This is a genomic window from Nocardia amamiensis NBRC 102102, assembly GCF_001612745.1.
Taxonomy (GTDB): domain Bacteria; phylum Actinomycetota; class Actinomycetes; order Mycobacteriales; family Mycobacteriaceae; genus Nocardia; species Nocardia amamiensis.
On the sequence record NZ_BDBA01000054.1, the window covers coordinates 1 to 12,851 of the forward strand.

The 12,851-nt window shown below is 67.6% G+C and carries 12 protein-coding genes; 6 read left to right on the forward strand and 6 right to left on the reverse strand.

The genetic code is table 11. From position 1 onward, the window contains the following. Positions 1-3,060: non-ribosomal peptide synthetase (locus NA4_RS12880; protein WP_157128972.1), on the forward strand; the 3,060-nt coding region annotated here is incomplete at its 5' end. Here NA4_RS12880 and NA4_RS12885 read toward each other — a convergent pair. From NA4_RS12885 to NA4_RS12895, 3 genes are all read right to left on the reverse strand, one after another. Continuing rightward, entirely contained in the window at positions 3,050-4,186 is a 1,137-nt protein-coding gene (locus tag NA4_RS12885) for an NAD(P)/FAD-dependent oxidoreductase (protein ID WP_067469240.1), read from the reverse strand. The genes NA4_RS12880 and NA4_RS12885 overlap by 11 nt on opposite strands. A 75-nt stretch (positions 4,187-4,261) precedes the next feature. Next, the gene (locus tag NA4_RS12890; protein ID WP_067469200.1) at positions 4,262-5,992 is read right to left on the reverse strand and encodes a sensor histidine kinase; all 1,731 of its coding nucleotides are present in this window, start codon (positions 5,990-5,992) and stop codon (positions 4,262-4,264) included. Between the two features lie 139 nt (positions 5,993-6,131). Next, positions 6,132-6,788, reverse strand: a complete 657-nt coding sequence (locus tag NA4_RS12895) for a response regulator (RefSeq protein ID WP_067469243.1) — start codon at positions 6,786-6,788, stop codon at positions 6,132-6,134. 279 nt (positions 6,789-7,067) lie between these two features. Here NA4_RS12895 and NA4_RS12900 point away from each other — a divergent pair, with 279 nt between their 5' ends. Genes NA4_RS12900 through NA4_RS12910 form a run of 3 tightly spaced genes read left to right on the forward strand, consistent with a single transcriptional unit; the run spans position 7,068 to position 10,082 of the window. Next, entirely contained in the window at positions 7,068-8,087 is a 1,020-nt protein-coding gene (locus tag NA4_RS12900) for an Acg family FMN-binding oxidoreductase (protein WP_307188579.1), read from the forward strand. Positions 8,088-8,092: 5 nt separating this feature from the next. Then, entirely contained in the window at positions 8,093-8,692 is a 600-nt protein-coding gene (locus NA4_RS12905) for an Rv1733c family protein (RefSeq protein ID WP_157128973.1), read from the forward strand. Positions 8,693-8,714: 22 nt separating this feature from the next. Continuing rightward, a complete protein-coding gene (locus tag NA4_RS12910) occupies positions 8,715-10,082 on the forward strand; it encodes a wax ester/triacylglycerol synthase family O-acyltransferase (RefSeq protein ID WP_067469207.1) in 1,368 nt (455 codons plus the stop codon). Positions 10,083-10,107: 25 nt separating this feature from the next. Here NA4_RS12910 and NA4_RS12915 read toward each other — a convergent pair whose 3' ends face one another. The 3 genes from NA4_RS12915 to NA4_RS40290 form a co-directional block, all read right to left on the reverse strand. Further along, the gene (locus NA4_RS12915; RefSeq protein ID WP_067469210.1) at positions 10,108-10,761 is read right to left on the reverse strand and encodes a DUF2267 domain-containing protein; all 654 of its coding nucleotides are present in this window, start codon (positions 10,759-10,761) and stop codon (positions 10,108-10,110) included. A gap of 11 nt (positions 10,762-10,772) precedes the next feature. Further along, positions 10,773-10,994: a hypothetical protein gene (locus NA4_RS12920; RefSeq protein ID WP_067469213.1), complete on the reverse strand. Its 222-nt coding sequence runs from the start codon at positions 10,992-10,994 to the stop codon at positions 10,773-10,775. 282 nt (positions 10,995-11,276) lie between these two features. Further along, positions 11,277-12,161: a DUF302 domain-containing protein gene (locus tag NA4_RS40290; RefSeq protein WP_169811023.1), complete on the reverse strand. Its 885-nt coding sequence runs from the start codon at positions 12,159-12,161 to the stop codon at positions 11,277-11,279. Positions 12,162-12,234: 73 nt separating this feature from the next. Between NA4_RS40290 and NA4_RS43235 the strand changes: the two genes are divergently transcribed. Both NA4_RS43235 and NA4_RS12930 read left to right on the forward strand, forming a co-directional pair. Then, the gene (locus NA4_RS43235; protein ID WP_281180008.1) at positions 12,235-12,357 is read left to right on the forward strand and encodes a hypothetical protein; all 123 of its coding nucleotides are present in this window, start codon (positions 12,235-12,237) and stop codon (positions 12,355-12,357) included. After that, positions 12,348-12,830 carry an adenosine-specific kinase gene (locus NA4_RS12930; RefSeq protein WP_067469216.1) on the forward strand — a complete coding sequence of 161 codons (483 nt, stop codon included), beginning with the start codon at positions 12,348-12,350 and terminating at the stop codon, positions 12,828-12,830. The genes NA4_RS43235 and NA4_RS12930 overlap by 10 nt, the downstream gene beginning before the upstream one ends. The last annotated feature ends 21 nt before the right edge of the window (positions 12,831-12,851 follow it).

Below are 12,851 nucleotides of genomic sequence, written 5' to 3' on the forward strand. Positions count from 1 at the left end.
GAGATCGACCCGGCACGCACCGGAGCGCACAACCCACTGTTCAATGTGATGCTGTCGTTCCAGAACATCGAACAGCCCACGCTCGAGCTACCCGATCTGACGGTGACCGCCCTAGACAACGGCGCGATCACAGCCAAGTTCGATCTACAGGTAATCGTCGAACCCCAGGTCGGCGAACACGGTGGCCATGCGGGGTTGGCCGTGACATTCACCTACGCCACAGACCTTTTCGAGGAATCCACCGTCCACGCGTTCGGCCGCCGGTTCGAACGCGTCGTGGCCGGGGTGGCAGGCAAACCCTCGACCCTGGTGTGGGACATCGACATTCTCGACGAAGGCGAGACCGAGGGGCTCCTCGCCGGTGACCCGTCCGCTCCGCAATCGAGTCAGGCCAGCCTGGCACAGCCGGGGATAGAAGGCGTGATCATGTCCGCGCCTGCGGCGACGCTGCCGGGGTTGATCGGTGAGCAGGCGCGGCTTCGGCCTGATGCGGTGGCTGTGCGGTTCGGCGATACGACCCTGAGTTTCGATGCGTTGTATCGGCGTGCGAACCAGGTGGCGCGTGGGTTGATCGCGGTGGGGGCGGGGCCGGAATCGCTTGTCGCGGTGGCGGTGTCGCGGACCGAAGAGCTGCCGGTCGCGTTGCTGGGTGTGCTGATGGCGGGTGCGGCGTACCTGCCGCTCGATTTGACCTATCCGAGCGGGCGGGTGGCGGGGGTGTTGGCGGATGCGGCGCCGGTGTGTGTGCTGACCACCGCTGCGGAACGGTCGGCCCTGTCGGTCAGTGGTGTGCCGGTGGTGGTGTTGGAGCAGACGGTGGGGTTCGTGGATGATCCGGTGACTGATGCGGAGCGGGTGGCGCCGTTGCGGCCGGAGAATCTGGCGTATGTGATCTATACGTCTGGTTCTACTGGGGTGCCGAAGGGTGTGGGGGTGACGCATCGGAATGTGGTGGAGTTGTTCGCCAACACTGAGCCGTTGTTCGGGTTCGGCGAGCGTGATGTGTGGACGGTGTTTCATTCGTTCGCGTTCGATTTCTCGGTGTGGGAGTTGTGGTGCGCGCTGGCGAGTGGTGGCAGTGTGGTGATGGTCGATTACGCGACTTCGCGTTCCCCGGAACTGTTCCGGGAGTTGCTGGTTCGGGAGCGGGTGACGGTGTTGAACCAAACCCCGTCGGCGTTCAGTCAGTTGATCGAGGCCGACCGGGAGGCCTCGGCCGGTGAGTTGGCGTTGCGGTATGTGATTTTCGGGGGTGAGGCGCTGGATCTGCGGCAGTTGTCGCGTTGGTATGAGCGGTATCCGGTGGATGCGCCGCGGTTGGTGAACATGTATGGCATCACCGAGACCACGGTGCACGTGTCGTTCCTGTCCCTCGATGACCACCTGATCGACAGCCAGTCCAGCCTCATCGGCCGCGCCCTGCCTGGACTGGACACCCCGGTGCTGGATGTCCGGTTGCGTCCGGCACCGTTCGGCACTCCGGGTGAGATCTATGTCGCAGGCAGCCAAGTGTCTCGCGGGTATGTGGGGCGGCCGGGGTTGACCGCGACGCGGTTTGTGGCGAATCCGTTCGGTGCGCCGGGGTCGCGGATGTATCGGTCGGGGGATATCGCGCGGTGGACCCGCTGCGGTGGTGAGCCGGGGCTGGCCTATGGCGGGCGAGGTGATCAGCAGGTGCAGGTGCGGGGTTTCCGGATCGAACTCGGTGAAATCGAGGCGGCGTTGCTGCGGTGCCCGGGTGTGAGTCAGGCCGTTGCGCTGGTCCGCACCGACCCGGTGCTGGGGGAGCAGTTGGTCGGATACGTCGTGCCCAAGCCGGGCGCGCAGCCGGATCCGACCGAACTTCGCACCCAGGTCGGCGAGTTCCTCACCGGCTACATGGTGCCCGCCGCGATCGTCGTGATCGACACCATGCCGTTGACGGTCAACGGCAAGCTCGACCGTCGTGCACTGCCCGCCCCGCAGTTCCAGCAACGGGAGTTCCGTGCGCCCGCCACGCCGGTGGAGGAGATCGTGGCCGCGGCGTTCGCGGAGGTGCTGGGCCTGGACCGGTTCGGGATGGACGACAACTTCTTCGAACACGGCGGGAACTCGCTGATCGCGGCGAAGCTGACCGCCCGGCTGTCGGCCGGGTTGGGTACGAAGGTGCCGGTGATGCGGGTGTTCACCGCGCCCACACCGGCAGGGGTGGTGGCGGATCTGGCGCGCCGGGCCAGCGGACAGGTGGAAACCGAGGCGGCGTTCGACATGCTGTTGCCGCTGCGGCCCGGGGGTTCGGCGGCACCGCTGTTCTGTGTGCATCCGGTGTCGGGGATTTCCTGGTCGTATGCCGGGTTGGCCGCCTACCTCGACCCGGACCGGCCGCTCTACGGTTTGCAAACCCCGGTGCTGGCCACGGCCGACGCCGCGATGCCGGACTCGATCGAGGGCTGGGCGGCGCGCTATCTCGAACAGATCCGCTCGGTACAACCGGAGGGTCCGTACCACCTGCTGGGTTGGTCCTTCGGCGGGGTGATCGCCCACGAAATGGCGGTGCAGCTGCAACGCGAGGGCGAGACCGTCGCCCTGTTGGCGGTGATGGACAGCTACATGGCCGACCCGCCCGGCACGCCGGTCAGCGATGCCGGTCAGGTGCCGGTGGCGGAGCTGATCGGCGGCCTGCTCGGTGAAGCGGCCGGCGATCTGGGCAACGTCGCCGAGGTGGATTGGACGGCACTGCCGCAGATGTTCACCGAGCTGCCCGAACCGTTCGCCTCCTTCGGCGCCGACCGGGTCACCCGGATCCTCGACGCGGCAGTGCATTCGGTGGCCCTGCGCACCGCCTACCAGCCGCCGGTCTATCAGGGTGATGTCGTGTACTTTACCGCCGCTCTGGACGACCCGACCGGCTGCGTCGGCGCGTCGATCTGGAGTGAGATCGTCGACGGCACCGTGTACAACCACGCCGTATCGACGACGCACTGGCGGATGACCGTGGCATCAGGGCTGGCTCAGATCGCCGATGTGCTCACAAAGGCATGGCGAGAGGGCGAGGCGGAGGACCGCGCGATCAGCGAGTGAACCAGCGGTCGAGCCGGGCGGCGGCCGAATCGGCCTTCTCTCGGGCGAGCTCCTCGGAAGGAGCGGAGAACGGCGCCACCGGCGCGGGTCCGGAGAGGAAGTCGGCGTCGACCTTGCCGACCAGCCCGCCGCCGAACTCGATATGGCACACCCCTCTCCCCAGGTACTTCTCGGACGGCGTCGACCCACGCACCTTCGCTGCGATGCCCGCCGCGACCGTTCGGGCGGCATCCTCGGCGAAGACACCCGCGCGCGGGACCGGCGCATCGGCGCAGTCACCTATGGCATAGACGTCCGGGTACGGCGTTTCCAGGGTGTGCGGGTCGACGGCGATCCAGCCGTCGGTTCCGCCCACGGTCAGCCCTGATGCCTCGACGACATCCGGAACGCGGTGTTTCGGTATCCCGATGAACAGGTCGTAGGCGAGATCGCCGGTATGGGTGACCGCCATGTGCCGGCTCGGATCGAGGGCATGGACTCGACGCCCGGGGGAGTACTCGATGCCGCGCCGGGCCAGCGCCTCGACAATGGCCGCGGAGGTGTCCGGCGACACCGGGATCGGCGAGTCCATCGGGGTGATCATGTGCATGCGAGTGCGGTCGCGCACGCCGCGCCGGGTCAGCATCTCGTCCAAGAGCATCGCACCCTCATAAGGCGCGGGCGGGCACTTGAAGGGGACGCTCAGAACCGCGAGGATCACCGTCCCGCCGTCGAAACTCTCGAGCCGGTCGCGCAGCCGGCAGGTGCCCTCGATCGAGTAGTACTCGTGTCCGTCGTCCGCGAACCCTGGGGTCGCGGTGGGGTCGTAGTCGGCGCCGAGCGCGACGACGAGAATGTCCGGTTCGTATTCGGATCGGTCGGTCACGACGCGTCGCGTCCGCGGGTCGATCGCGGTGACTTCCTCCTGGCGGAACTCGACACCCGGATGCGCGAGGCCGGTGTAGGGAACGCGAACGGCCGCCGGTGGCACGTCCCGGAACAGGATCTCCAGCTTGGCGAAGCCGAACGTAAACGAATCGTTCCGGTCGACAAGGACGACTCTGACTTCGTCGGCCAGCGAACCCGACAAGCGGGTGGCCAGCTCCAAACCCCCGAACCCGGCACCGAGAATGAGCACGGTTCGCATGCGACCCATTCTTCACCCGGCACACCGCATGCGCGGGCAAACGAGTGTGTTGCCCGGTGATTGCTGATCCGATGCTCAGTGCAAGGGAACCTTCCAGCACAGCCGGGTCCCGGCCGTGTCTCCCCCGGGCCCGGTGCCGGAGCCGATCGTGAAGGTCCCGTCCGCCTCCTCGGCGCGCCGGGCCAGGTTCGTCAGACCGCTGGGCGTGACATTCTCCGGCATGCCACAGCCGTCGTCCTCGACGAGGATGGTCAGATCATCGGCGACTGCGATCTCGACCGAGACCGACTCGGCGCCGGAGTGCCGGACGGCGTTGCTGACGGCCTCGCGCACCACGGCTTCCGCATGGTCGGCCAGTTCGGGATCGATCACCGACAGCGGGCCTGCGATGTGGACGGAGGTGCGGATCGCACTGGCGTCGGTTTGCTGCCGGATCGCTTCCTCGATGCGCTGCCGGACTCGCGCGCTGTGGCCGTCGCCGCCGTGCAGGTCGAAGATCGAGGTACGGATCTCCTGGACGACGTCCTGCAGGTCGTTGATCGCCTCGGTGAGCCGTTCCCGCACTTCCGGCACACGTGAGCGGGGCACGGTGCCCTGCAGGTTGAGGCCGACGGCGAACAACCGCTGGATGACGTGGTCGTGCAGGTCCCGGGCGATGCGGTCGCGGTCGGACAGAATGTCCAGTTCACGCATGCGTCGTTGCGCGTCGGCCAGTTGCATCGCCAGGGCGGCCTGGTTGGTGAAGGCGGCGGTCAATTCGAGCGTCTCGTCGTCGTACGGCGCCGACTCCACCGAACGCAGCGCCACCAGCACACCGACGGTGGTGTCGGATGTCTGCATGGGCAGGACCAGTGCGGGCCCTGCATCCGGGAAGATCTTGCCGAGATCGGCGCGGCGCGAGTCGTCGAGGCGCTGCGGCGCATGCAGCCGGAACGCCGTGCCGATCGTTGTGTCCGCGAACGGCAGCTTCACCGGGTGCCGGTTGTCCTCGGTGCCCGCGGCGTGCGTGATCAGGAGTTCGGTGATGTCGTCGGACCCGCGCTCGGGGTCGGGGACGACCGCGAGAAACGTCCGCTCCGAGCCGGTGAGCCGGCGCGTCGCCTCGACGAGGTGCGCCAGGACCTGGTCGGATGCGGTGCCGGCGAGGAATTCGGTCGTGATGTCGCGGGTGGCCTCGATCCAGGCTTGGCGGGTGCGCGCGGATTCGTACAGGTTCGCGTTGTCGATGGCGATCCCGGCCGCGGCCGCCAACGCTCGCACGATGACCTCGTCGTCCTCGGTGAACGGCTGGCCGTTGGCCTTTTCCGTCAGGTACAGGTTGCCGAAGACCTCGTCGCGAATGCGGACGGGCACGCCGAGGAAGGTGCGCATCGGCGGATGGTGTGCGGGGAACCCGACCGAGGACGGATGGTCTGCGAGGTTGTCCAGGCGGATCGGTTTGGGCTGGCTGAACAGCAACCCGAGGACACCGTGGCCCTGGGGGAGATCACCGATGCGTTTCCGGGTCGGTTCATCGATGCCTTCATAGACGAACTGGGTGAGTTGCTGGTCGTGGCCGCGGATGCCCAGCGCGCCGTAACGGGCGTCGACCAGTGACGTGGCCGTGTGCACGATCGTGCGCAGGGTGCGATCGAGGTCCAGGCCGGAGGTGACCGACAGCATCGCCTCGATCAGACCGTCCATCCGATCGCGAGCGTCGATGATCTGCTCGATGCGATCCTTGACTTCGGCCAGCAGTTCCCGGAGCCGCAGCTGCGATAGCGTGTCACGCACCGAGTAGGTATCGGTGAGCGCGTCATCGGTCATGTCGACTGCTCCGAGTCCCGGCTTTGCCTATGGCAGGTGGCCATAGAGCAAGATTATTTCACGCACTGCTCGAAGTGAACGTTCGGCAATTCGGATGCGGGCTCGCCGGCCGCGCGACGGCTCGACGAAGCGACGAAGATCAGAAGTCGGCCGTGGACCCGGACGACCTCGACCGGAGCTTCGACGCGTAGACCGCAGCCTGGGTGCGCCGTTCCAGACCCAGCTTGGCCAGCAGCCGGGAGACGTAGTTCTTCACCGTTTTCTCGGCCAGGAACATGCGCTGTGCGATCTGCCGGTTGGTCAGGCCCTCACCGAGGAGGTCGAGCAACTTGCGCTCCTGCTCGGTGAGTCCGGCCAAAGGGCCGTCTTGCTGGGTATTCGCGCGCAGCCGTTGCATCAGCGCGGCGGCGGCGCGGTTGTCGAGCAAAGAGCGTCCTGCTCCGACTTCCTTGATGGCCTTCGCCAGCTCCATGCCTTTGATGTCCTTGACCACGTAGCCGCTGGCGCCGGCGAGGATGGCGTCGAGCATGGCTTGCTCGTCGGTGAACGAGGTGAGGATCAGGCACCGCAGATCGTCGAGTTTCGACAGCAGGTCGCGGCAGAGTTCGATGCCGTTGCCGTCGGGCAGGCGCACGTCGAGGACGGCGACGTCGGGCCGCAGCGCCGGGATGCGGGCAAGTGCCTGCGCGACGTCGCCCGCCTCGCCGACGACGGACAGCTCGGGGTCGGCCGAGAGCAGGTCGACCAGGCCGCGGCGGACTATTTCGTGGTCGTCGACCAGAAACACCGTGATCATGGTGGTGTCCAATCCGGGAAGAAGTGGTGGGGTCGAGACTACGCATCGCAGGGGCCCTCGGGATAAGGACCAAGGTCCCATTCCGGACGACCGCTCGTCACCTCAGGACCGGCAGCCTCGGTGTATCGCAGCGGCGCCGGGACTGCCCGCTCGTCCGCAGGGCCGTTCCGTGGCCGGAGGGCCTCGCATTCGGTGACCTTCGACTGCTATCTGCGCCGCCGCATAGCGCGATGCTGAATGCAGGACCAAGCCGGTGTAGTCAGCTGGGAGGTGCATATCGTGGCCGAGTTCAACGCGTCCGCGATGCCGCGTGCCCACCCCGACCGCGAGACGCTTCGCTCCGCACTGGCTTCGGCGGTGCGGGCGCCATCGGTGCACAACACCCAGCCATGGCTGTGGCGAATCGGTGACGGCACCGTGCACCTCTATGCCGACGAGAGCCGATGGCTGCCGCACACCGACCCGGAGGGGCGCGATCTGCTGCTGAGTTGCGGGGCGGCGCTGCATCATCTGCGGGTCGCGGCGCTCGGACTCGGATGGGCGACGGTGATCCATCGGCTGCCGGATCCCGCTGAGCCGCGACATCTGGCTGTGGTCGAATTCCATGCCGCCACCACCACTCCCGAAGCGTTTCGGATGGCAGGAGCCATCTACCGGCGGCACACCGATCGCAGGCGTTACGCTTCCCGGGCGGTGCCCGTCGCCTACGTCGAGGCCGTCGCCGCCGGTGCCGGGAACGGAGTCCACGCGCGCTGCATCAATGCCGGCCCTGCCCGGACCGAGTTGCTGCGGGCATTCGAGCAAGCGGCCTGGGAACATACCCGCGACTTCTCCTACGGCCTGGAGCTCGCGCAGTGGAGTGGCAGGCACAGCGCACCGGAGCGACACGCGTTGCTGCTGGCAGGCGATCCGGCCGTGCGCCCGTTCTCGAATCCAGGCCTGCCGCAGACGGTTATCGGCGATGTCGACGCCGCCGACCGGCTGATCCTGCTCAGTACGCCCCGCGATGATCGTTTGTCGCGATTGCGGGCGGGCGAGGCCGCCAGCGCGGTGCTGCTGACCGCCACGACACTCGGTCTGGCGACGTGCCCGTTGACCGAGCCGCTGGAGTTGACCGGCACCAGAAACCGGATCCGCACGAATGTTCTCGGCGAGAGCGGTTACCCGCACATCGTCGTCCGGATCGGATGGGCGGACAAGGAAGCGGGCCCGGTGCCCGCCACTGCGCGCCGCCCACTCGACGAAGTGCTGCATCCGCTGGACGTGGCCGTCTCCGACGCGGGTGCCCGAAAGAGGTGATCGAGGTGTCGCAGTATCCGCCGGCCGTGCTTCGGCTATGGCGATCGCAGCCGTGGAGCGTCAATCCGCTGATGCGCGCCTCGGACCGGTGGGAGGCACTGGTGCGACTGCTGGCTGCGGCGGTGGTACTACTCGCGATTCCGTTGGCGGGCGCGGCCGGTACCGCGGGTTACACGGGCGCGGTCGATCGGATCCGCACCGAGAACGCGGAGAAGGCCGCGGTGACCGCCACCGTCGCGGGAGAACCGGTGCGGCGGGTGGCGGCGGCCCGATACGAGGGCATCCAAGAACAGCGGGAAGCACCCGTGCATTGGACCCGCGGCGGCCGCGAACACAGCGCGACAGTGGAGGTTCCCGGTACAACCGAACTCGGCAGCCGTGTCACGGTGTGGCTCGGCCCGGACGAAAAGGTGACCGCGCCGCCGCGGCCGTCGTCCGACGCGGCGTGGTCCGGAATACTGACCGGCTTGGCGGTACTGGCCGGGATATGTTGTGTCGCAATAGCTCTGGTGCTCACTACCAACTGGCTGCTGGGCCGGATCCGGGGCGCGGCCTGGGAATCCGAGTGGCGGCGAATGAGCAGGCCGATCGGCAGGGATATGTAGTGACGCATCCGGAGCATGCACCATGACAGAACTACGCCCCCTCGATTCGGGCTTCATCGAACTGGAGGACGCCGACCGGCATATCAGTCTCGGGATCGGCGCGGTGGCGATCATTTCCGGAACACCGCCGAGTAGAGACGAACTCATCGGTGTGCTGGCCAGAGGCGTGGAACAGAACGTCCGCCTCCGTCAGAAGGTACGCCGGGCTCCGCTCGATCTGGCCACGCCGGTGTGGGAGGACGACCCGAATTTCGATCTCGAACGCCACATCAGATGGACCGCGCTGCCCGCACCCGGCGACGAGCCCGCGCTGTGTGAACTCGTCGCGACCGAACTGGAGGAGCGGCTCGACCGCGATCATCCGCTGTGGCAGGCCGTCGTCGTCGAACACCTCGCCGGGGACCGATGGGCGCTGATCGTCAAAGCCCATCACAGCCTGGTCGACGGCGTGTCGGGGATCTCCGTCTTCGAGAATCTCTGCGATCCGGTGGCACCGGAGACCACCAAGGCCGCGCCCGCGTCCCGGGTCCGTACCGCGATGGAGTGGCTGGATGTGGCTCGGCAAGGACTACGACTGCCGGTTGTCCTGCCGCGATACCTCATCGGCGTGGCGCGCAGCCTGGCACCCTTGGCTGTCGCCGCGGTTTCGCCGACCGCTCAGTGCTCCCTCAACGGCCCCATTGGACGGCAGCGCCGGTACGTCGTCGCACGGGCCGCACTGCCGGAGGTCCATGCGATCGGCAGGGCGTTCGGCGCCACTGTGAACGATGTCGTGCTGGCTGCCGTCGCCGCCGCGTACCGCGACCTCTTGCTCAGCCGGAACGAGCGGCCGTCCCCCGACAAGTTGCGCATTCTCGTTCCGGTGTCGATGCGGTCCACGGAGGGGAAATACACGCTTGACAACCGCGTTTCGGCAATGCTGCCGTTCCTGCCGATCAATGTGGCCGATCCGGTCGAGCGCCTGGACGTCATTCACGCCCGGATGACGAAGCACAAGTCCAGAGGTGAAGCCCGCGCGGAGAGTTCGATGCTGGAGTTGGCGGGACGATTACCCTTCGCGCCCATGGCTTGGGGTATCCGGCTGCTGGCGCGCTTTCCGCAGCGAAGCGTCGGCGCGCTAGCGACCAACGTGCCCGGCCCGCGCCACGAACTCACCATCGGCGGGCGGCGAGTCCTGGAGTTGTTACCGGCCGTACCGATCGCCATGCGGTTGCGAACCGCTATCGCGATTCTCAGCTATGCGGACCGCCTGACGTTCGGCATCACGGGAGACTACGACACCGCGCCCGATATCGCCGTGATCGCCGACGGAATCGGGCGCGAGATCCAGCGGCTGCGGGAACACGCCGAGGTGCGGCGGCTCACCCGGCCGGAGGCGGCCAGGGAGTGAGCGTCGGCCGCGACCGGGCCTGATCTCAGCGTGGGGCTGCGGCGGATCCGGTCAGCCCTTCGGCGAGCAGGATGCGGTGGGCCTGCTGAGCCGCGGAAACCCGCGCGGCATTGTGTGCCTCGCCGCCGACCGGTTCCTCGAGACCGCGAACCAGCGCCGCCACGGCGTCGGACAGCGCCCGCAGGCGGTTGTCGATGTCGTCGAAGCGAGATGGTTCCGGTTGCGTGACCGCGGCCGTCGCCAACGTGCTGGCCAAATCGGAACCACGCAGGATGGACCGTAGATTCTCGGGTAGGAGCGCGAACACGTGGTCGAGTTGTCCGGGGGAGAACAGATCGCTGAGCGAGTCGGTGACCGCGCCGGCGAGCGCGACGGCCTCGTCGCGCGAGACGCCTGCCTCCGCGGCGAACTGGCTGAGGAAGGACTCCACATCGTGCCGGACGGGGACGTGAGCGGGAACCCAGCCCTCATAGAAGATCCCGCGCAACAGTTCGGGCAGCTGCGCGCTCAGGTGCGCGGCCGCACTGACGCCGATGCGGTCACGCACCGAGTGCAGCCAGGCGCGCAGAGCGCGGTGCGCGAAGGGGCGGTCCTCGGTGCCGAGTCCGTCGGCGACAGCGCGCAGCCACTCGTGTGCGGTGTGGACCGCGGGGGCGAGGGGATCACGGTGATAGCTCATGGGTTCGCCTTTCACGGATGAGTCGAGGTGGAGGGTGCCGTGGCCGGCCGACTCCGGTCGATGGCTTCCGTCCGGCCGCCGAGCGCCGGACCGGGCCCGACGCTGCACAACCAGACGTCGCGGCCGGTGAATTCGTCGCGGTGGGCGCGCACGGAGTAGACGGCGGCGGGTAGCAGATCCATGGCGTGAACGGCACTACCCGGACCCAGGGTGTCGAAACGGAAGACATCCATATCGAAGAGCTTGCTCGCGCGCGTTCGGTTGGGTGAGAGGACTCGTGCCCGTGCCTGTGGGACCATCGTCACCGCTGGTCACGCGGCGAGTCTCCACCTGAGCACCGGCTCGGCGACGCGAAGAGCTACGGCGGACCTGGCCGCCGCGACTATTCGTGACGGAGGCTGCGCGGTAGATCGGGCCGGCAATGCCACCTTCGCCGCGTCATCCGTTACTCCCGTGCTGGGATAGCGTCCGCAGTGCCCAAGACCAGGAAGCGGGGTTCGGCGGGACGAGGTCCGTTACGCCGATGCCGGTGCCGAATCGCGGAGGCTCTCCAGCGCGGCGGCGAGTAACCGACGCGCGTCCACGGCGACCGGGCGCAACGCCGGCTGGGTGGTCGCACGCACGAGCAGATCGGGATCGGTAGCTTCGACCAGCGTGCCGGTGTCGATGGAACGCACCACCACCGTGCAGGACAGCAGCAGCGCGGCTTGACGGTCGGCCGTCAGCGCACGATAGGTGAGCCGGGGATCGCACACACCGAGGAGCAGGAAGTCTTCGATCTGTTCGCCGATCTGCTCGCGCAGAGTGGCCTGGAGGTCGACTTCCGCGATAACGCGGAGCCCCTGATGCCGCAAGGCGTCTCGGGTTCGGCGCACAGCGACGTCGAACGGCGCGTCGAGATGTATGGCGATGGCCGGTGCGGGCGCCACCGGCAAACGGATCTCCGTGAGCAGCCGCCGCGGATCGGTCACCTCGTCGGGACCGATCAGGTACGCCTCGGTCGGCGGTCCGGTGGTCCGATAGCCGGAGTCGTGCAGCCATTCCCGCAACGCGGTGTAGGCGTCGCCGAGTTCGCGGTAGCTGCCGCGGTGGCAGGTGCGGGCGACGAGCGTTCCCGGCACCACGACCACCTCCGCGCCGGAACTGGGGCCGAGCTTGGGCGCTGGTTCCACCGGTACGCCGAAATCCACCGCGATCGCCTCGTCGGCGAGCAGCTCGTGGTGAAAGGTGATCGTCGGCGCACCGCTGGCGGTCAATCCGGCGCGTTGGGCGATCTGGGCCAGTTCCCGCATTCCTTCGACGATGTCCTCGCCGAGCAGATTCGGGTTCGGACGAATCTCCCGTGGCACCCGCAACACCGTCTCGGGTGCCGACTCCACCAGGGCCACCCGGTACTCCATCGAAGCCTCCTCGGTCTCGTGTGATGAGCGTGCGCCGGGCCGGTTGCCACTGCACAGGGGCGAAGGTCCCGCGATGATGGGCATTACCGCCGAATCCGCGCTGTGCGCCGGCAAGGGCAGAAGATCCCGGCACGCCGGGACCTATCGCCCTGGCGGCTGCGACTCGCTCGAGCGCACGCTGTTGCGATGGAGCTGACTGCGGTACGTATAGACAAACCGGACGATCTCAACGTGATCCTCGGGCAGTCCCACTTCATCAAGACCGTGGAAGACCTGCACGAGGCACTGGTCGGGATCAGCCCGCACCTGCGGTTCGGGGTGGCGTTCTGCGAGGCGTCCGGGCCGCGGCTGGTCCGTCACTCGGGAAACGACGACGACCTGATCGAACTCGCCACGAAGAACGCGGTCGCCGTCGGCGCGGGGCACTCGTTCATCGTGTTCCTGCACGAGGGATATCCGGTCAATGTGCTCAATGCGATACGGCAGGTCCCTGAGGTCTGCGGAATCTTCTGTGCCACAGCCAATCAAGTCGAGGTATTGATCGCCGAGACCGAGCTGGGGAGGGGCATAGTCGGCGTGGTCGACGGAACCGTGCCGGTGGGTGTGGAGAACCAGGATGACCAGGAAGACCGCAGGCAGCTACTGCGCCGGATCGGGTACAAGCTGTAGCGCGGCGCCGCGCATAATCGG

Bases quoted from the DNA above. Each gene is read 5' to 3' on its own strand.
- NA4_RS43235 (WP_281180008.1), top strand. From the start codon at position 12,235: ATGATGGGCATTACCGCCGAATCCGCGCTGTGCGCCGGCAAGGGCAGA.
- NA4_RS12915 (WP_067469210.1), bottom strand. From the start codon at position 10,761: ATGAGCTATCACCGTGATCCCCTCGCCCCCGCGGTCCACACCGCACAC.
- NA4_RS40290 (WP_169811023.1), bottom strand. From the start codon at position 12,161: ATGGAGTACCGGGTGGCCCTGGTGGAGTCGGCACCCGAGACGGTGTTG.
- NA4_RS12920 (WP_067469213.1), bottom strand. From the start codon at position 10,994: ATGGATGTCTTCCGTTTCGACACCCTGGGTCCGGGTAGTGCCGTTCAC.
- NA4_RS12895 (WP_067469243.1), bottom strand. From the start codon at position 6,788: ATGATCACGGTGTTTCTGGTCGACGACCACGAAATAGTCCGCCGCGGC.
- NA4_RS12890 (WP_067469200.1), bottom strand. From the start codon at position 5,992: ATGACCGATGACGCGCTCACCGATACCTACTCGGTGCGTGACACGCTA.
- NA4_RS12930 (WP_067469216.1), top strand. From the start codon at position 12,348: ATGGAGCTGACTGCGGTACGTATAGACAAACCGGACGATCTCAACGTG.
- NA4_RS12885 (WP_067469240.1), bottom strand. From the start codon at position 4,186: ATGCGAACCGTGCTCATTCTCGGTGCCGGGTTCGGGGGTTTGGAGCTG.
- NA4_RS12910 (WP_067469207.1), top strand. From the start codon at position 8,715: ATGACAGAACTACGCCCCCTCGATTCGGGCTTCATCGAACTGGAGGAC.